The sequence below is a fragment of the Achromobacter sp. D7-1 genome (assembly GCF_059760445.1).
The window spans coordinates 203233-220930 of sequence record NZ_JCBAMT010000001.1 but is presented as its reverse complement, the minus strand read 5'-3'; the positions used below and the strand labels follow the sequence as shown (position 1 = coordinate 220930).

17 protein-coding genes are annotated in these 17698 nt (G+C 67.3%); 11 read left to right on the top strand and 6 right to left on the bottom strand.

Features of this window, described 5'->3' with window-relative positions:
* Positions 1 to 22: 22 nt before the first annotated feature.
* The 3 genes from pyrF to AC6LKD_RS01020 are packed head-to-tail and all read right to left on the bottom strand — an operon-like array spanning position 23 to position 2615.
* A complete protein-coding gene (pyrF, locus tag AC6LKD_RS01030; protein ID WP_013396159.1) occupies positions 23 to 841 on the bottom strand; it encodes an orotidine-5'-phosphate decarboxylase in 819 nt (272 codons plus the stop codon).
* Positions 842 to 847: 6 nt separating this feature from the next.
* The gene (locus AC6LKD_RS01025; RefSeq protein WP_498114780.1) at positions 848 to 2167 is read right to left on the bottom strand and encodes an NAD(P)/FAD-dependent oxidoreductase; all 1320 of its coding nucleotides are present in this window, start codon (positions 2165 to 2167) and stop codon (positions 848 to 850) included.
* Positions 2168 to 2216: 49 nt separating this feature from the next.
* Positions 2217 to 2615, bottom strand: coding sequence for a diacylglycerol kinase (locus AC6LKD_RS01020; RefSeq protein WP_013396157.1), 399 nt, complete (start codon positions 2613 to 2615; stop codon positions 2217 to 2219).
* A gap of 172 nt (positions 2616 to 2787) precedes the next feature.
* Here AC6LKD_RS01020 and AC6LKD_RS01015 point away from each other — a divergent pair, with 172 nt between their 5' ends.
* From AC6LKD_RS01015 to AC6LKD_RS00965, 11 genes are all read left to right on the top strand, one after another.
* Positions 2788 to 3525 carry a FadR/GntR family transcriptional regulator gene (locus AC6LKD_RS01015; RefSeq protein ID WP_013396156.1) on the top strand — a complete coding sequence of 246 codons (738 nt, stop codon included), beginning with the start codon at positions 2788 to 2790 and terminating at the stop codon, positions 3523 to 3525.
* A 49-nt stretch (positions 3526 to 3574) separates the two neighbouring features.
* Entirely contained in the window at positions 3575 to 4609 is a 1035-nt protein-coding gene (locus AC6LKD_RS01010) for an L-idonate 5-dehydrogenase (RefSeq protein WP_498114779.1), read from the top strand.
* Between the two features lie 61 nt (positions 4610 to 4670).
* On the top strand, positions 4671 to 5645 hold the full coding sequence (locus AC6LKD_RS01005) for a sialic acid TRAP transporter substrate-binding protein SiaP (RefSeq protein ID WP_013396154.1): 975 nt from the start codon (positions 4671 to 4673) through the stop codon (positions 5643 to 5645).
* Positions 5646 to 5709: 64 nt separating this feature from the next.
* On the top strand, positions 5710 to 6336 hold the full coding sequence (locus AC6LKD_RS01000; protein ID WP_498114778.1) for a TRAP transporter small permease: 627 nt from the start codon (positions 5710 to 5712) through the stop codon (positions 6334 to 6336).
* A gap of 44 nt (positions 6337 to 6380) precedes the next feature.
* A complete protein-coding gene (locus tag AC6LKD_RS00995; protein WP_207470582.1) occupies positions 6381 to 7787 on the top strand; it encodes a TRAP transporter large permease in 1407 nt (468 codons plus the stop codon).
* Between the two features lie 13 nt (positions 7788 to 7800).
* Positions 7801 to 8547 carry an SDR family oxidoreductase gene (locus AC6LKD_RS00990; RefSeq protein ID WP_498114777.1) on the top strand — a complete coding sequence of 249 codons (747 nt, stop codon included), beginning with the start codon at positions 7801 to 7803 and terminating at the stop codon, positions 8545 to 8547.
* Positions 8548 to 8576: 29 nt separating this feature from the next.
* The gene (locus AC6LKD_RS00985) at positions 8577 to 9443 is read left to right on the top strand and encodes a fumarylacetoacetate hydrolase family protein (protein ID WP_498114776.1); all 867 of its coding nucleotides are present in this window, start codon (positions 8577 to 8579) and stop codon (positions 9441 to 9443) included.
* A gap of 24 nt (positions 9444 to 9467) precedes the next feature.
* Positions 9468 to 11003, top strand: coding sequence for a UxaA family hydrolase (locus AC6LKD_RS00980; protein ID WP_498114775.1), 1536 nt, complete (start codon positions 9468 to 9470; stop codon positions 11001 to 11003).
* 46 nt (positions 11004 to 11049) lie between these two features.
* Positions 11050 to 12261 carry a D-mannonate dehydratase ManD gene (gene manD / locus AC6LKD_RS00975; protein ID WP_498114774.1) on the top strand — a complete coding sequence of 404 codons (1212 nt, stop codon included), beginning with the start codon at positions 11050 to 11052 and terminating at the stop codon, positions 12259 to 12261.
* Between the two features lie 3 nt (positions 12262 to 12264).
* Positions 12265 to 13827: a mannitol dehydrogenase family protein gene (locus AC6LKD_RS00970; RefSeq protein WP_498114773.1), complete on the top strand. Its 1563-nt coding sequence runs from the start codon at positions 12265 to 12267 to the stop codon at positions 13825 to 13827.
* A gap of 40 nt (positions 13828 to 13867) precedes the next feature.
* On the top strand, positions 13868 to 14932 hold the full coding sequence (locus tag AC6LKD_RS00965; protein WP_498114772.1) for an Ldh family oxidoreductase: 1065 nt from the start codon (positions 13868 to 13870) through the stop codon (positions 14930 to 14932).
* 28 nt (positions 14933 to 14960) lie between these two features.
* Here AC6LKD_RS00965 and AC6LKD_RS00960 read toward each other — a convergent pair whose 3' ends face one another.
* The 3 genes from AC6LKD_RS00960 to AC6LKD_RS00950 form a co-directional block, all read right to left on the bottom strand.
* Complete coding sequence (locus tag AC6LKD_RS00960; RefSeq protein WP_498114771.1) at positions 14961 to 15971, bottom strand: amidohydrolase family protein; 1011 nt, start codon at positions 15969 to 15971, stop codon at positions 14961 to 14963.
* A gap of 62 nt (positions 15972 to 16033) precedes the next feature.
* Positions 16034 to 16585: a 3-hydroxyanthranilate 3,4-dioxygenase gene (locus tag AC6LKD_RS00955; protein ID WP_498114770.1), complete on the bottom strand. Its 552-nt coding sequence runs from the start codon at positions 16583 to 16585 to the stop codon at positions 16034 to 16036.
* A 139-nt stretch (positions 16586 to 16724) separates the two neighbouring features.
* On the bottom strand, positions 16725 to 17693 hold the full coding sequence (locus tag AC6LKD_RS00950; protein ID WP_498114769.1) for a LysR substrate-binding domain-containing protein: 969 nt from the start codon (positions 17691 to 17693) through the stop codon (positions 16725 to 16727).
* Between the last annotated feature and the right edge of the window lie 5 nt (positions 17694 to 17698).

Here is a 17698-nt window from a genome sequence, read left to right as displayed (position 1 = left end):
GGGGGGCAAGCCCCCCGCCGGATCAGCGCACCGCGTTGATCGCGTCGCGCAGGCCTTTGGCCGCCGTGCCGGCGGCTTCGCGCCAGTCGTCGCCGCCGCTGGCGTAGATGATGGCGCGGGAAGAGTTGATCATCATGCCGCTGCGGGCCGCGTTGGCGCCTGCGTTCACGGTGGCGGTGATGTCGCCGCCCTGGGCGCCGATGCCCGGCACCAGCAGGGGCACCGCGTCGCCGATGCGCTCGCGCACCGCGGCCAGCTCATTCGGGAAGGTCGCGCCCACCACCAGGCCGCACTGGCCGTTGGCGTTCCATTTGTCGGCAACCAGGCCCGCGACGTGCAGGTACAGCGGCTCGCCATTGTCCATCTTCAGGAATTGCAGGTCCGAGCCGCCGGGGTTGGAGGTGCGGCACAGCACGATCACGCCGCGGTCGCGCCACGCCAGGTAGGGCTCGACCGAGTCCAGGCCCATGTAGGGGCTGACGGTCAGCGCATGCGCCTGGTAGCGTTCGTAGGCTTCGCGGGCATAGTTTTCGGCGGTGGAGCCGATGTCGCCACGCTTGGCGTCCAGCACGATGGGCAGGTCCGGATGCTTCTCGCGGATGTGCTGGCACAGCGCTTCCAGCTGGTCTTCGGCGCGGTGCGCGGCGAAGTAGGCGATCTGCGGCTTGAAGCTGCAGGCGTAGGGCGCGGTGGCGTCCACGATGTCGCGGCAGAACTGGAAGATAGCGTCCGGCTTGTCCTGCAATTCGCGCGGGAAGCGCTGCGGATCGGGATCCAGCCCGACTTGCAGGAGCGAGTTGCTGGTGGTCCAGGCGTGTTCGAGTTTTTGCAGGAAATTCATGGGAGTTCAGTGCAGTTTGACCCGCGGGCGCGTGCGCCGCATGAGCAGGCGGGCCAGGGCAAGGGAGGCGGTACGCGAGATGCCGAGCACCGCCTTGTGGTGCATCAGGTGCAGGCTCATGTACATCAGGCGTGCCAGTGTACCGCTTACGAACAGTCCCCGCCCCGCCAGCTTGCCCATCAGGCTGCCGACCCCGGCGTCCTGGCCCAGCGACACCAGCGAACCGTGGTCCTCGTAGAAATAGGGCGCGGTGGGCTCGGCCGCGTGGCGCAGGCGCGCGGTGAGCTTCTTGGCCAGGTAGTCGGCTTCCTGGTGCGCGGCCTGCGCGCGGGCCGGCACGCTGCGGCCGTCGCGCCAGGGCGCGGCGCAGCAGTCGCCCAGCGCCAGGATGTGCGGATCGGCGGTTTCCAGCCGTTCGTTCACTTCCAGCTGGCCCACCTTGTTCAGCGGCAGGCCCAGGTCGGCCAGCAGGGCCGGACCCTGGATGCCGGCGGCCCACATGCAGAGCTGGGCGGGGAATTCGCGGCCATCGGCCGTCTTGACGCTGTCGGCCGTGACTTCCGAGACCCTGCAGGAGGCTTCGACCCGGATGCCCAACTCGGTCAGCCGCTTGGTGGCCGCCACTGAGATTTTTTCGGGCAGGGCCGACAGGATGCGCGGCGCGCCCTCGACCAGGGTGATGGCCAGGTCACGTTCGGCTTGGAAATTGGGCAGGCCGTAGGCGCTGACCACGTGGCTGGCCTCGACCAGTTCCACCGCCAGTTCGACGCCGGTGGCGCCGCCGCCCACGATCACCAGATCCAGCCGGGCCGAGGGGTTGCGCACCTTGGCCTGGTCCACCAGCGCCATGGCCTTGAGCATGGTCAGGCGGAATTGCTCGGCGTTTTCGGTGGAATCCAGCGTCACCGCGTGTTCGGCCGCGCCGGGGGTATTGAAGAAATTGGAGGTGCTGCCCATCGCCAGCACCAGGGTGTCGTAGGCCAGTTCGCGGCGCGGCAGGACTTCCTGGCCCTGCGCGTCGTTCACCGCGTCCAGGGTGATGCGGCGTTGCTCGCGGTCGACCTGTTCCAGGCGGCCTTGCGCGAACGAAAACCCGTTCATATGGGCCAGCATCAGGTAGGACAGGCCTTCCTGGTGGATGTCCAAGGTGCCCGCGGCCGCCTCATGCAGCGAGGGCTTCCAGATATGGAAGGGGCGGCTGTCGACCAGCGTGATGTGCTGCCGGCCATGCACGCGGCCCAGCTTGGCCGCCAATTCCAGGCCGCCGGCGCCGCCGCCGACGATGACAATGCGCTCAGAAGAATTGGGCGTCGATCTAGGCATCATGGCTCCCAGTATAAATAGCGGCGCATCTCCCCGGAGATGACTAGCCGTGTCAATGCATGACGAAACGGCTGATGGCCACGCCCACCCAGACCGTCCCGGCGAAGATCAGCAGCAGCATCACCGCGGCGCTGCCCAGGTCCTTGGCGCGGCCCAGGAGCGGGTGCGATTCGACCGAAAGCGCGTCGGCCAGCGCTTCGATGGCGGAATTCAGCAACTCCACCGCCAGCACCATGATCACCGTGCCGATCAGGAAAAACACTTCGACCGTGGTTCGGCCGAGGAAGAACGCGGCCGGAATCATCAGCACGGCCAGCGCCAGTTCCTGGCGGAAAGCCGCCTCGTACTTGATGGCGGCCTTCAGGCCCTGCAGGGAGTAGCGCAGCGCATTGAGGATGCGACGCAGGCCGCCTGTGCTCTTGTAGGGCGAGTGATGCGGATTGTGTGACATGGATGCTGAAAGTGGGCTGGGTGTGGCGGCTTTTTAACAGATATGCATTGCCCGCGAAGCCATCGCGTGGATCTTTGGGCAAACCCTAATTGTGACGCATGCGGGAGCGGCGCAAGATTTGGTCAATTGGTAAGGCCACTTTACCTTTTGGCCTGAATTTTCCATCCAGTCCATGCCGATCCAGACCATCGAACCTCGCCGCCTGTACCGCCAGATCGCCGACCAGCTCCGCTTGCTGATCGAGACGGGCGAGTTTCCGGTCGGCGCGCGCCTGCCGCCCGAGCGCGATCTCGCGCTCAAGTTGGGCGTGTCGCGCCCTTCGGTACGCGAGGCGCTGATCGCGCTGGAGGTCGAAGGCTGGGTGGAAGTGCGCATGGGCTCGGGCGTCTATGTGCAAAGCCTGGCCGGGGGGCCGCGCGCCAGCCTGATGGCCGAGAGCCCGCTGGAAACCATACGCGCCCGCCAGGTGATCGAAGGCGAACTGGCCGCGCAGGCCGCGTTGCGCAACTCCCCCGCGCTGGTGGATGGTTTGGCCGAAGCCGTCGGCACCATGGAAGACGAGGCGCTGGCCGGCAACGTGCCGATCCGCGGCGACCGGCTGTTCCATCTGCGCGTCGCCGAGATGGCGAACAATGCCGTGCTGGTGCGCGTGGTGAGCGAACTGTTCGACGAGCGCCACAACCCCTTGTCCGTGAAGCTGGGCGACTACTTCGAAAATCCTTCCAGTTGGGCGGCCGCGATTGCCGAGCATCGCAAGGTGATCGACGCCATTCGCGCCGGCGACGACCGCGGCGCGCGCGCCGCCATGCATCATCATCTGGCCTGCTCGCATGACCGCCTTACCGCAAGCTGGCCCGGCGCAGACGCTCCCGGCCAACCGCTAGCCAGCCGGGAGCAGACGACACCATGAGCATCACGCGCCGGTGCCCCCCGTTCGGAATGACCAGGAGAAAATCGCCATGACGCTGGCCTGTCGCATCCACGGGGCGCGCGACCTGCGCCTGGAACCGGACGAAGTCGCGCCGCTGGCGCCGCACGAGGTGGAACTGAGGCTTGGGGCGGCGGGCATCTGCGGATCCGACCTGCACTATTTCCTGCATGGCCGCGTGGGCGCCTTCGTCATCCGCGAGCCTCTCATCCCTGGGCACGAGGCCTCGGGCGTGGTGCTGCGCACCGGCGAGGCCGTGCGCTCGGTGGCGCCGGGCATGAAGGTTGCGATCAATCCCTCTCATCCCTGTGGCGGCTGCGATTACTGCCGCGCCGGCCGCGACAATCTTTGCCGCAATATGCGCTTTCTCGGCAGCGCCAGCCTCTATCCGCATGTGCAAGGCATGTTCCGCGAGCGTTTCGTGATGGGCGAGCGGCAACTGACGCCGGTGCCGGAAGAGGATGTCTCGCTGGGCGAGATCGCCTGTGCCGAGCCGCTGTCCATCGGCCTGCACGGCGTCAACCGGGCTGGGCCGATGATGGGCAAGCATGTCCTGGTGACGGGGGGCGGCACCATAGGCTGCATGACCGTGTTGGCAGCCAGACTGGCGGGCGCGGCGCGCGTGACGGTGGTGGACGTGGCCGACCGGCCGCTGGACATGGCGCGTCAGGTCGGCGCCGATGAGGCCATGCGCAGCGACCTGCTCGCGCCCACCGATCTGGCCGATATCGCCGACATCAGCATCGAGGCCGCCGGCAGCCCGGCGGCGCTGGCGACCTGCCTGACGGCGACGCGGCGCGGCGGCCGCATCGTGCAAGTGGGAACGCTGCCGGCCGAGGGCATCGCGTTTCCGGCCAACAACATCATGGCGCGGGAGCTCGACTATGTCGGCGCGTTCCGCGCGGGCGTGGAGTTCGATTGGGCGGTCTCTTACCTGCGTACGCGCAAGGTGGACGTGCGACCCCTGATGAGCGCGCAGTTGCCGTTGTCGCAGGCATTCGAGGCCTTCGAGCTGGCGGCGGATCGCAGTCGCAGTACCAAGGTGCAACTTGTAGTTGAAGCATGAACCGCTGGCGGTCCACCATGGGCCGCCACGCCGGGCATTCAAAAAACAACGAGGAGACGACATGAACCTAGGCAACGCCGTCAAGGCGCTGGTTGCCGCCCTGGCGCTCGCCGCCAGCGGCAGCGTGCTGGCGCAGACCAAGCTCAAGTGGGCCCACGTGTACGAGACATCCGAACCCTTCCATACCGCTTCCGTCTGGGCGGCGCAGGAAATCGGCAAACGCACCAACGGCCGCTACCAGATCGACGTGTACCCAGCCTCGCAGCTGGGCAAGGAAAACGACATCAACCAGGGCCTGACCCTGGGCACGGTGGACATCATCATCTCGGGCTCCAGCTTCGCGGCCAAGAGCTTTCCCCGCATCGGCGTCACTTACTACCCCTACATCTTCCGCAATCCCGAGCACCTGATCGCCTACACCAAGAGCGACATCTACAAAGAGCTCACGCGCGGCTACGACGAGAAGAGCGGCAACCACATCGTCGCCACCACGTACTACGGCACGCGCCAGACCACCTCCAACCGCGCCTTCACCAAGTGTTCCGAAATGAAGGGCCTGAAGATCCGCGTGCCCGACGTGGCTGCCTATTTGGCCATGCCGCGCGCCTGCGGCGCCAACACCGCGCCGATCGCCTTTGCCGAGGTCTATCTGGCCTTGCAGAACGGCACCGTGGAAGCGCAGGAGAATCCGCTGACGACCATCGAGGCCAAGAAGTTCTACGAAGTGCAGAAGAACATCATCCTCACGGGCCACATCGTCGATCACCTGAACACGGTCATCTCGGGAAAGCTGTGGAAGAGCCTGTCCGACGAGGACAAGAAGATCTTCTCCGAAGTCGCGCAGCAGGCGGCGGAAAAGGCGTCCGCCGAGGTCGCCGAAAGCGAGAAGAAGATGGTCGAGGTGTTCCGCAAGCGCGGCCTGAACGTGGCGGAAGTGAACGTCGCGGATTTCCGCGACACCGTGCTGGAGAAGGTGCCGTTCAAGCAGTACGGCTACGAAAAATCGGATTGGGAACGGATCCAGGCCGTGAAGTAAGCGCACCCGGGGCCGTCAGCGCGGCCCCGCAGCGACCCGTCCGATTCCGCACAAGGGGAACGCCATGCATTCAGATGCCAAGGCCGCCGTCATGGCGGCCGCCAGCAACAACCCTGTCCATCCCGCCGGGCACCAGCCGCCCGCCACGGCGGAAGAAATCGTCCACAGTTTCGAGGAAGCCGACCAGCACGAGGTCAGCCTGGCTGGCTACCAGCCCGAGGACTGGATCTGCCTGGGCATCTTCTGGGTCATGGCGCTACTGGTCTTCCTGCAGTTCTTTTCGCGCTATGTGCTGAACGATTCCTATGCCTGGACCGAGGAACTTGCCGTCTATTGCCTGATCGGCGTGGTGTTCATTGGTTCGGCCATGTGCGTGCGGGCCTGCCGCCACATCCAGGTGGACTTCCTCTATCGCTATCTGCCGCGTCCCGCCGGCCGGGCGTTGGCCACCATCATCGACCTGTTGCGCACGGCATTCTTCGGCTATGCGGTATGGCTCACCTACCGCTACATCGTGCTGGTGGGCGACGAGCCCATGACCACGCTGTTCTGGAACAAGGCCTACGTCTACTGGATGGCGCTGGCGGGGTTCGTCCTGATGTTCCTGCGCTCGGTGCAGGTGTCGGCGCGCAACTGGCGCCAGGGCTACTCCATCCTGGAAAACCCCGCGGCCTACGAGTCGCAGGACTAGCCGGGGCAGCCCCGGAACCCGACAACGACAACCGGAAGCGAGACATGGGCATACTGATCGGAACCTTTCTGCTGTTGATGATCTTCGGCCTGCCGGTGGCGGTGGCCATGGCGGGCGCGTCGCTGCTGTTCGTGCTGATTTCGGGCAGCGTGCCCGACGTGGTGGTGGCGCAGCGCATGATCGCGGGCGTAGAGTCTTTCCCGCTGCTGGCCGTGCCGTTCTTCATCCTGGCCGGTAACCTGATGAACATCGCCGGCATCACCGGCCGCATCTATAACTTCGCCGTGGCGCTGGTGGGCTGGATGCGCGGCGGGCTGGGGCAGGTGAACATCATCGGCTCGGTGGTGTTCGCCGGCATGTCCGGCACCGCCATCGCCGACGCCGCGGGCCTGGGCACCATCGAGATCAAGGCCATGAAGGACCACGGCTACGAGACCGAGTTCGCGGTGGGCGTGACGGCCGCCTCGGCCACGCTGGGCCCCATCATCCCGCCGTCGCTGCCTTTCGTGATCTACGGCATGATGGCCAACGTATCCATCGGTTCGCTGTTCCTGGCGGGCCTGATCCCCGGCGCGGTGCTGACCGTGCTGATGATGCTGACCGTGGCCTACTACGCGCGCCGCAACAACTGGGGCGGCGATGTGTCTTTCGACTGGAAGCGGCTGGGCGCAGCCGGGCTGGAAGTCGGCATCGTGCTGGCGTTCCCGCTGGCGATCTGGCTCATGACCGAGGCGGGCGTGTCGGCCAATCTGGCCGCGGGCATCGCCTTCGCGGTGTTGCTGGCGCTGGACTGGCGCTACAACTTTTCGGCGGTGATGGCGCTGATGGCGCCCGTCATCCTGATCGGGGGCATGACGCTGGGCTGGTTCACGCCCACCGAGGCCGCCGTGGCCGCGGTGATATGGGCGCTGTTCCTGGGGCTGGTGCGTTATCGCTCCATGACCTTGCGGACCCTGGCCAAAGCCACTTTCGACACCATAGAGACCACGGCTTCGGTGCTGTTCATCGTCACCGCCGCCTCGGTGTTCGCGTGGCTGCTGACCACCACCCAGGCCGCCCAGGCGCTGACCGACGGCATTCTCAGCGTGACGCAGAACAAGTGGGTATTCCTGCTGATGGCCAACGTGCTGATCCTGATCGTGGGCTGCTTCATCGACACCATCGCCGCCATCACCATCCTGGTGCCTATCCTGCTGCCCATCGTGCTCAAGCTCGGCATCGACCCGATCCATTTCGGCCTGATCATGACGCTGAACCTGATGATAGGCCTGCTGCATCCGCCCATGGGCATGGTGCTGTTCGTGCTGGCGCGCGTTTCCAAGCTGTCGGTGGAACGGACCACGGTCGCCATCCTGCCCTGGCTGGTGCCGCTGTTCGCGGCGCTGATCGCCATTACTTATATCCCGCAGATCACACTCTGGCTGCCCACCGTCATGGGCATGGCCAAGTAAAGAGGAAATCGTCATGACCGGAAGACTGCAAGGCAAGACCGCCATCGTCACCGCCGCAGGCCAGGGCATAGGCCGCGCCGTGGCCGAGGTCTATGCCCGCGAAGGCGCCGACGTGCTGGCGTTGGACATCAACGGCGGGGCGCTCGAGACCCTGGCGGGATGCCGGCGCCGTGCGCTGGACGTGACTGACGCCGCCGCGATCGGCGCGCTGGTCGCCGAGGCCGGGCCGGTGGACGTGCTGTTCAACGGCGCCGGCTTCGTGCATGCCGGGACCATCCTGGACTGCGATGAACAGGCCTGGGACTTCTCGTTCGAGCTGAACGTGAAGTCCATGTACCGCATGATCCGCGCCTGCCTGCCCGGCATGCTGGCGCGCGGCGGCGGCTCCATCGTCAACATGGCCTCGGTGGCGTCCAGCATCAAGGGCGCGCCCAACCGCTGCGTCTACGGCGCCACCAAGGCGGCGGTGATCGGGCTGACCAAGTCGGTGGCCGCGGACTACGTGGGCCAGGGCATACGCTGCAACGCCATCTGCCCGGGCACGGTGGAATCGCCTTCGCTGCGCCAGCGCATCGAGGCGCAGGCCAGCGCTGGCGGACAGACGTTGGCCGCCGTCGAGGCCGCCTTCGTTGCCCGCCAACCCATGGGCCGCATCGGCAGCGCCGAGGAAATCGCCTTGTTGGCGCTGTACCTGGCCAGCGACGAGTCCGCCTTCACCACCGGCACCGCCCAGGTCATCGACGGCGGCTGGTCGAACTGAACATCTACGACACACACGAGGAACATGCGATGAAATTGTTGCGTTATGGCGCGAAAGGCGCAGAGAAGCCCGGCATGCTTGATGCCAATGGGCAGGTGCGGGATCTGTCGGCCGTGCTGCCGGACATTGCCGCCGCCACGCTCACGCAGGCCGGCCTGGCGCCGCTGCGCGCGCTGGACCCGGCCAGCCTGCCGCTGGTGGATCGCCCGGGCCGCCTGGCGCCGCCCTGGAGCGGCATGGGCAAGTTCATCTGCATCGGCCTGAACTACGCCGACCATGCGGCTGAGTCCGGCTTGCAGGTACCGGCCGAGCCGGTGATTTTCATGAAACCCACCTCGGCCGTGGTCGGCTGCAATGATCCGGTGGTGCTGCCGCAAGCCTCCGTCAAGACCGACTGGGAAGTCGAGCTGGGCGTGGTGATCGGCGACCGGGCCCGCTACGTCAGCGAAGCCGACGCCATGAAGCACGTGGCCGGCTATTGCGTGGTGAACGACGTGTCCGAACGCGAGTACCAGATCGAGCGCGGCGGCACCTGGGACAAGGGCAAGGGTTGCGACACCTTCGGCCCCGTCGGCCCGTGGCTGGTCACCGCCGACGAGATCGCCGAGCCGCAGGCGCTGGACATGTGGCTGGAGGTCAACGGCAAGCGCTATCAGAACGGTAGCACCCGCACCATGGTGTTCGGCGTGGCGCAGCTTGTGTCCTACGTCAGCCGCTTCATGACGCTGTACCCGGGCGACCTGATCAGCACCGGCACGCCGCCAGGGGTGGGCATGGGCCAGAAGCCCGCGCCCGTGTACCTGAAGGCGGGTGACGAGATGCGGTTGGGCATTGCCGGCCTGGGCGAGCAGCGGCAGCGCGTCCACGCCTGGGATCCGTCGCTGATCGACGGTTAGCGGCAAGCGCGCCAGGAGCCTTCCATGTCAGAAACCGATACCGCGGTCATACGCATCCACCCGGCGGACAACGTGGTGATCGCCAGGCGCCAACTGGCCGGCGGCATGCGCCTGGCCGGCGAAAACGTCATCGTGCGAGGGTTGGTGCCGCCTGGCCACAAGGTGGCGACGCGCGCCATCGCCGCCGGCGAGCCGGTGCGGCGCTACAACCAGGTCATAGGCGTGGCGCGCTGCGACATCCCGGCCGGCTCGCATGTCCATACCCAGAACCTGGAGTTCTCCGACTTCGAGCGCGACTACGCCGTGGGGGCCGACGCGCGCGCCACCGACTACGTGGACAAACCCGCGCAGTTCGACGGCATCGTTCGGGCCGACGGCCGCGTCGCCACGCGCAACTACATCGGCATCCTCACCAGCGTGAACTGTTCCGCCACCGCCGCGCGCGCCATCGCCGATCATTTCCGCCGCGACATCCATCCGGATGCGCTGGCCGCATATCCCAACGTGGACGGGGTGGTGGCGCTGACGCATGGCGCGGGCTGCGCCACCGGCAGCGAAGGCGAACCCTTGCGCCTCTTGCGCCGCACGCTGGGCGGCTACGCCCGCCATCCTAATTTCGCGGGCCTGGTGGTGCTGGGCCTGGGCTGCGAGACCAATCAGATCGGCGGCCTGATGGAGCAGGAAGGGCTGCGCGAGAGCGGCTTGCTGCACACCTTCAACATCCAGGAGACCGGGGGCACGCGCAAGACGGTGGAGCACGGCATCGAGCTGGTGCGGGCCATGCTGGCGCAGGCCGACCGGGTCCGCCGCCAGCCCGTACCCGCCGGCAAGCTGACCGTAGGCCTGCAATGCGGCGGCTCCGACGGCTATTCGGGCATCAGCGCCAACCCGGCGCTGGGAGCGGCCGTGGACCTGCTGGTGCGCCACGGCGGCACCGCCATCCTGTCGGAGACGCCAGAGATCTACGGCGGCGAGCACCTGCTCACCCGGCGCGCGGCCACGCCCGAGGTGGCGGCCAAGCTGCTGGCCCGGCTGCGCTGGTGGGAGGACTACTGCGCCCGCAACGACGCCGAAATGGACAACAACCCTTCGGCTGGCAACAAGGCTGGCGGGCTGACCACCATCCTGGAAAAGTCCCTGGGCGCCATCGCCAAGAGCGGCACGACCCGTCTGGCCGACGTGTATGAGTATGCCGAGACGGTGCGCGAACGCGGGCTGGTGTTCATGGATACGCCGGGCTACGACCCGGTTTCCGCCACCGGCCAGGTCGCCGGCGGCGCCAACCTGATCTGTTTCACCACCGGCCGCGGCTCGGCCTACGGCTGTGCGCCCGCGCCCTCCTTGAAACTGTCGACCAACACGGCGCTGTGGCAGCGGCAGTCCGACGACATCGACATCAATTGTGGGGAAGTGGTTGATGGCGCGCAAAGCGTGGCCCAGATGGGCGAGCGCATATTCCGTCTGATGCTGGAAACGGCCTCGGGCCGGCGCACGCGCAGCGAGGAACACGGCTACGGCCAGAACGAGTTCGTGCCTTGGCAGCTGGGCGCGGTGATGTAGGCGCCCGGCGTCGGCCAGGGGTTTCCAGCATTCCACAGGACCATCCATGAAGATTACCCAAGCGCGCGTCATCGTCTGCAGCCCCGGGCGCAACTTCGTTACCTTGAAGATAGAAACCGATGAAGGTCTGTATGGCATTGGCGACGCCACCCTCAATGGCCGCGAACTGGCCGTGGCGGCCTACCTGACCGAGCACGTGATTCCCTGCCTGATCGGCCGCGACCCGCAGCAGATCGAAGACATCTGGCAATACCTGTACCGCGGCGCGTACTGGCGGCGCGGCCCGGTCACCATGTCCGCGATCGCTGCCGTGGATACGGCGTTGTGGGACATCAAGGCCAAGGCCGCCGGCATGCCGCTGTACCAGCTGCTGGGCGGCAAGAGCCGCTCGGGCGTCATGGTCTACGGCCACGCCAATGGCCGCGACATCGACGAAACCGTGGACGAGGTACTGCGCTATCGCGAGCTGGGCTACCTGGCCATCCGCGCGCAAAGCGGGGTGCCGGGGCTGAACTCGGTCTATGGGGTGGGGCGCGGCCGCATGTTCTACGAACCCGCCGACGGCTCGCTGCCGTCCGAGCATGACTGGTCCACGGAAAAGTACCTGGACCACGCGCCGCGCCTGTTCCAGCGGGTGCGCGATGCGGTGGGCTGGGACACCCATCTGCTGCACGACGTGCATCACCGGCTCACGCCCATCGAGGCTGGCCGCCTGGGCAAGTCGCTGGAGCCATTCCGCCTGTTCTGGATGGAGGACGCCACGCCGGCGGAGAACCAGGAAGCCTTCCGGCTGATCCGTCAGCACACGGTCACGCCGATCGCGGTGGGCGAGGTCTTCAACACCATTTGGGATTGCAAGGACCTGATCGAAAACCAGCTGATCGACTACATCCGCGCCACGGTGGTGCATGCGGGCGGCATCACGCATCTGCGCCGCATTGCCGATCTGGCCGCGCTCTATCAGGTGCGTACCGGCTGCCACGGCGCCACCGACCTGTCGCCGGCCTGCATGGGGGCGGCCCTGCATTTCGACCTGTGGGTGCCGAATTTCGGCATCCAGGAGTACATGCGGCACACCGACGAAACCGACGCAGTGTTTCCCCATGCTTACACCTTCAACCAGGGCATGCTATACCCTGGCGACGCGCCGGGCCATGGCGTCGACATCGACGAAGAGCTCGCCGCCAGATATCCCTACCAACGCGCCTACCTGCCGGTCAACCGGCAGGCGCATGATGGCGCACTATGGCACTGGTAATCCATGCTCGAACGCTTGAACTCGGAGTCACTGTCGCATCTACCCGAGGATGTGGAATCCCCCGCGTATGACCGCAGCAGGGTCACGCCCGGCATCGTGCATCTGGGCATAGGCGCCTTCCACCGCGCCCATCAGGCGGCCGTGACCGACCTGGCCATGGCCGCCAGCGGGGATCTTAGCTGGGGCATCGTGGGGGTTTCGCTGCGCAGCCCGGCCACGCGCGATGCGCTGACGCCGCAGGACGGCCTGTACACCCTGGCGCTGCGCGACGCCGGCCCGGATGGGCAGACGCGGGAACAGCTGCGGGTGGTCGGGTCGGTGTTGCGCATCGTGGTGGCCGAGGAGGATCCCCAGGCGGTACTGGAGCGCATCGCCTCCGCCCAGACCCGCATCGTCAGCCTGACGGTCACCGAGAAGGGCTACAGCCACGAACCGTCCACCGGCCACCTGTGCTGGGACGACCCGGACATCGCGCACGACCTGGAACATCCGGTCAGGCCGCGCAGCACCATAGGCATGCTGGTGTACGGCCTGGCGCTGCGGCGCGAGCGCGGCCTGCCGCCGGTCACGCTGCTGTCCTGCGACAACCTGCACGCCAACGGCGACACCTTGCGCAGCCTGGTGCTGGCCTTCGCGCTGCGGGTCGATGTCGGCCTGACCGCGTGGATCGACAACCAGTGCACGTTTCCAAATTCCATGGTGGACCGCATCGTGCCGGGCACGCAGGACGAAGACCGCGCGCGCGTGGCGGACCGCCTGGGCTTCGAGGACGCCTGGCCCGTGGTTGGGGAGCCGTTCCTGAACTGGGTCATCGAGGACAAGTTCGCGGCCGGCAGGCCCGCCTGGGACACCGCAGGCGCAAGCTTCGTGCGCAACGCCGCGCCCTACGAACGCCTCAAGCTGCGCATGGTCAACGCGCCGCATTCCGCATTCGCCTACCTGGGTTCGATGCTAGGCCTGCGCACCAACAGCGAGGCCGCCGCGACGCCGGCGCTGCGCCGCTACGTTGACGACATGATGCGGCTGGAACTCGGGCCCACGCTGCGCGGCGTTCCGGAGTCGGGGCTGGATGAGTATCGCCTGCGCTTCCTGGCGCGCGTGGCCAATCCGGCGCTGCCGCACCTCACCCGGCAGGTCGCGATGGACGGTTCGCAGAAGGTGCCGCAGCGCCTGCTCGCCGCCATCCGTGACCGCAAGCAGCGGGGCGACGATTTCAGCCGGCTGGCCATGGCCGTGGCCGCATGGCTGCACTACCTGCGTGGCTACGACGAACAGGGCAACGCCTATTCCATCCAGGATCCGCTGGCCGGGGCGCTGGCCAAACTGCTGGCGCGCGCCGACGTGGCCGCCACGGCTTCGTCGCCGTCGCAGGCAGCGCATCGCCGGGCCACGGTGCTGGCCGGGTTCCGGCCGGTTTTCGGCGACCTGGGCAGAAAGCCCGTCTTCGTCGACGCGTTGGCCTTGCATCTGGAGCGACTGCGGACGCTGGGCGTGCTGGGCGCGCTGGAGGCCCTGGAGCGCGACGAGGCACGGGAAGGTTCGGTCCAATCCGCGCCGGCCGCATGACCGCAGGCGGCATGCCGCCTGCATCCACAAGGAGCGCAGCATGGCAGGCCAGGAAAGCGTGGACGCGGCGCAGTGGCAGCAATGGGGCGAGGCCTGCTTGCAGGCCCTGGATTTCAGCGACGCCGACGCCGCTTGCCTGGCGTCCAGCCTGGCGCAGACCAGCCTATGGGGCATCGACTCGCATGGCATCGCCCGGCTGCCGCACTATCTGAACCGGATCGTCCACGGCTCGATCCTGGCGCGGCCGGCCATCCGTATCGAGCAGAGCGGTCCGGCTACCGCGCAGGCGCATGGCGGCAGGGGCCATGGCATCGTGGTCGCGCACCGCGCCAACGAGGCCGCGATGGCGCTGGCGCGCGAGGCTGGCGTGGGCGCCGTCGGCGTCAGCGATTCTTCGCATTGCGGCGCCATCGGCCTGTACACGCGCGCGGCAGCCCGGGAAGGACTGATAGGCATCGCCTTCACGCATTCCGACGCAATCGCCGCCCCGTTCGGCGGCCGGCAACCGTATTTCGGCACGAATCCCGTGTCCTTCGCCTTTCCCAGGCTGGGCGGCGAGCCGCTGTGCCTGGACATGGCGACGACTTCAATCCCGTGGAATCGCGTCATGAACGCGCGCCGCGACGGCACGGAGTTGCCCGCGGGCGTGGCGCTGGATGCCGAGGGGCAAGGCGTGACCGATGCTGCGCGCGTCCGCGCCTTGACGCCCTTGGGCGGCGAGTACGGCTACAAGGGCTATGGCCTGGCGATGATGGTTGAACTGCTGTGTGGGCCGCTCAATGGCAATCCCCACGGACCGCACATCGGTCCCATGTACGAGCAGCTGGATCGTCCGCGCGAACTGGGGGCGTTCTTCATCGTCATCGATCCCGTCCGCTTCGCAGGCGGCGCCGCGCTGGCCGCGGTGGCGGCGGGCATGGCGGTCGAACTGGCGGCGCAGCCCGGCTCGCCACGCATGCCGGGCGATCCCGAGTTGGCCTCGCAGGCGCGGCGCCAGGCCACGGGGATTCCGGTGCCGCCGGCGCTCAAGGCTGAGATGGCCGAATGGAGCGGCAGGCTGGGGGTGGCCTTGCCGCCATTCGCGCCATTGCAATCTGAGGCGTGATCGCAGCCATTCTTTCGGGCCGTTTATGTCACCCGGCGCGCCGCTCCAGGCCGAAGAACTCCACCGTGTTGCGGCACAGGATCTTTTGCTGCACGTCCTGCTGCAGGCCGGCGTGGGTCACCAGCTTGCCCACTTCCTGCTCGCCCAGCGGATACGGATAGTCCGAACCCAGCAGCACGCGGTCCTCGCCCATCACGTCGATCAGCAGGCGCAGCGCGCGCGGATCGAACACCGCGCTGTCGGTGTAGAAGCGGTCGGTATAGGAAGAGGGCAGTTGCGGACAGTCCTGGCGGATGATGTCGCGATGGCGCCAGGCATTGTCCACGCGCCCCAGCAGAAAGGCGAAGCTGCCGCCGCCGTGCGCGAAGCAGAGCTTCAGGCTGCGTGGAATGCGTTCGAAGGCGCCGGACAGGATCAGCGACAGGATGCCCAGCTGGGTTTCGGCGGGCATGGCGACCAGCCACGGCAGCATCCATTTCTTCATGCGGCCGTCGGTCATCATGTCCCAGGGATGCACCAGCACCGGGATGTCATTGTTGGCGCAGTGGATCAGGAACTGCACCAGGGTCTCGTCGTCCAGGTCGCGCGGTCCGACGTGGTTGCCGATTTGCACGCCCAGATGGCCGGCGGCGCGGGCCCGAGACGCTTCCTTGCAGGCAAGGTCCAGATCCTGCAGCGGCACCTGCGCCAGCGCCTTCAGGCGCGCCGGCGCATGGGCGCAATGCTCCAGCGCCAGGTCGTTCATGCGGGCGGCCCAGTCGGCCGCGGCCTGTGCCGGGTAGGAATAGCCGAACATGATGGGCGTGGCGCACAGGATCTGCAGGTCCACGCCGTTGCGGTCCATCTGCTCCAGGCGCAAAGCCGGATCCCACAAGGTGGCGTCCACCGGGCGGAAGGGGCGCTCGCCCGCCATGATCTGGCCACTGGAGCCGCCTCCGTCCAGCCGCAGCCAGGGTGCGTTGACGGGGTCCAACGCCGCCGCTTCCTGCCGGGTGATCGGCGGGAAGAAGTGCGCGTGCATGTCGATTTTCTGGGTCATGTGCAGATAGAAAGGAAGTCGGTCGGGAGCCTGACGGATTGCGGTCAGGTGGGACAGGGCGGCTAGGCCGGAGCCGCCTGTGCGGCAGACGCATGTCCCTTGCCCGGGTGGATCTCGCCGCAACCGGGACAGGTGCGCTTCTCGGTGCTGGAATAGAAGGCCTGGAACAGCGGCGGCAGGTCGGTCACGATGCTCTTGAGCTGCACCTCCACGCGATGCACCAGGCTGCCGCATTGCGGGCAATACCATTCGAAGCCGTCCAGCAGGCCCTGCGGGCGCTGGCGTTCGATGACCAGGCAGGCGCTGTCGGTCTCGGGGCGTTGCGGCGAATGCCGCACGTGCGGCGGCAGCAGGAAGATGTCGCCTTCCTTCAGGTCCACGCGCTCCGGTTTGCCGTCCACCCACAGCGACAGCCAGGCGTTGCCGCGCAACTGGTAGAAGAACTCTTCCAGCGGATCGTCGTGGTAGTCGGTGCGATGGTTCGGGCCGCCGACCACGGTGACGATGAAGTCGGCGTCCTGCCAGATCTGCTGGTTGCCGACCGGCGGCTTGAGCAGGTGCGCGTGATCGTCGATCCAGCGCTGGAAATTCAGTGGCGGGCCATAGGCGGGCATGAGGATCTCCGGGAGTCAGGGGGCGGACCGCGGCTGCCCCATAGCCCGCAGTCTAGGCGGGACCTTGCGGACCTGCACAATAGAAATTACGCCGCCGGATATGCGTGTTGTCTATGGCGGGATAACCCTGGGCCGATCTTCAGCCGCCGCTTTCGGCGCGTTGCGCCGCGATCTGCTTCAGATAGTCGACCAGGCGCAGGCACGCGGGTGTGAGCGGGCGGTCCGCCCGCACCGAGTAGCCCACGTCGCCAAATGCGCCAAAGGCGTCGGTAGGCAATCGGGCCAGCATGCCCGTGGCCAGGAAGGGCGCGGCCGCGTCGTAGGGCAGCAGCGCCAGTGCGTCGCTGTGCATCAGCACGCCGATATTGGTCAGGAGGGACAGCGATTCGACATGCCGGGCCGGCAGGCGCAGGCCGGCGTCCAGGAAGCTGCGCTCGATCGAGGCGCGCAGCGGCGAGCTGGGGGCGGGCAGGATCCATATATGGTCGGCCAGTTCAGCCAGCGCCGCGGGCGGCGCGCCGGCCAGCGGATGGGCGGCGCGCGCCACCAGGCATAGCTCCTCCCGGTACAGCTTGTGATGGTCCACGGCCACCCCGGAAATGGCTGCCATGTCGGCGCCGGGCAGGCGGCCGACCACGATGTCCAGGTCGCCCGTGGCCAGCGCGGGCAGCAACTGCGAGGTCGGTCCTTCGCGCACGCTGACCTGGATGCCGGGGTGGGCGGTCATCAGGCGCGCAATGGCCTCGGGCAGCAGCTTGGCGGACGCGGCGATCAGCGTGCCCACCACCACGTGGCCGCTGGCGCCGCCCAGTACCGCGTCGATGTCGTCGGCCATGTAGCGGATCTCGGCCATCATGGCGTGGACCCGGCGGCCCAGCACCACGGCCAGTTCCGTCGGCGTGACGCCGCGGTTGGAGCGCTCGAACAGCGGGGCGCCGAAGAAGGTTTCCAGTTCGTGGATGGCCTTGGTGACGGTGGGCTGGGTCAGGTGCAGCTCGCTGGCGGCGCGCGACAGCGAACGGCATGCCAGCACGCGTTCGAAGATTTGCATCTGGTGCAGCTTCAGCTTGCGGCTGAGTGCGTTGGGCGTGATGCGGAAGTCCGACATGCGCC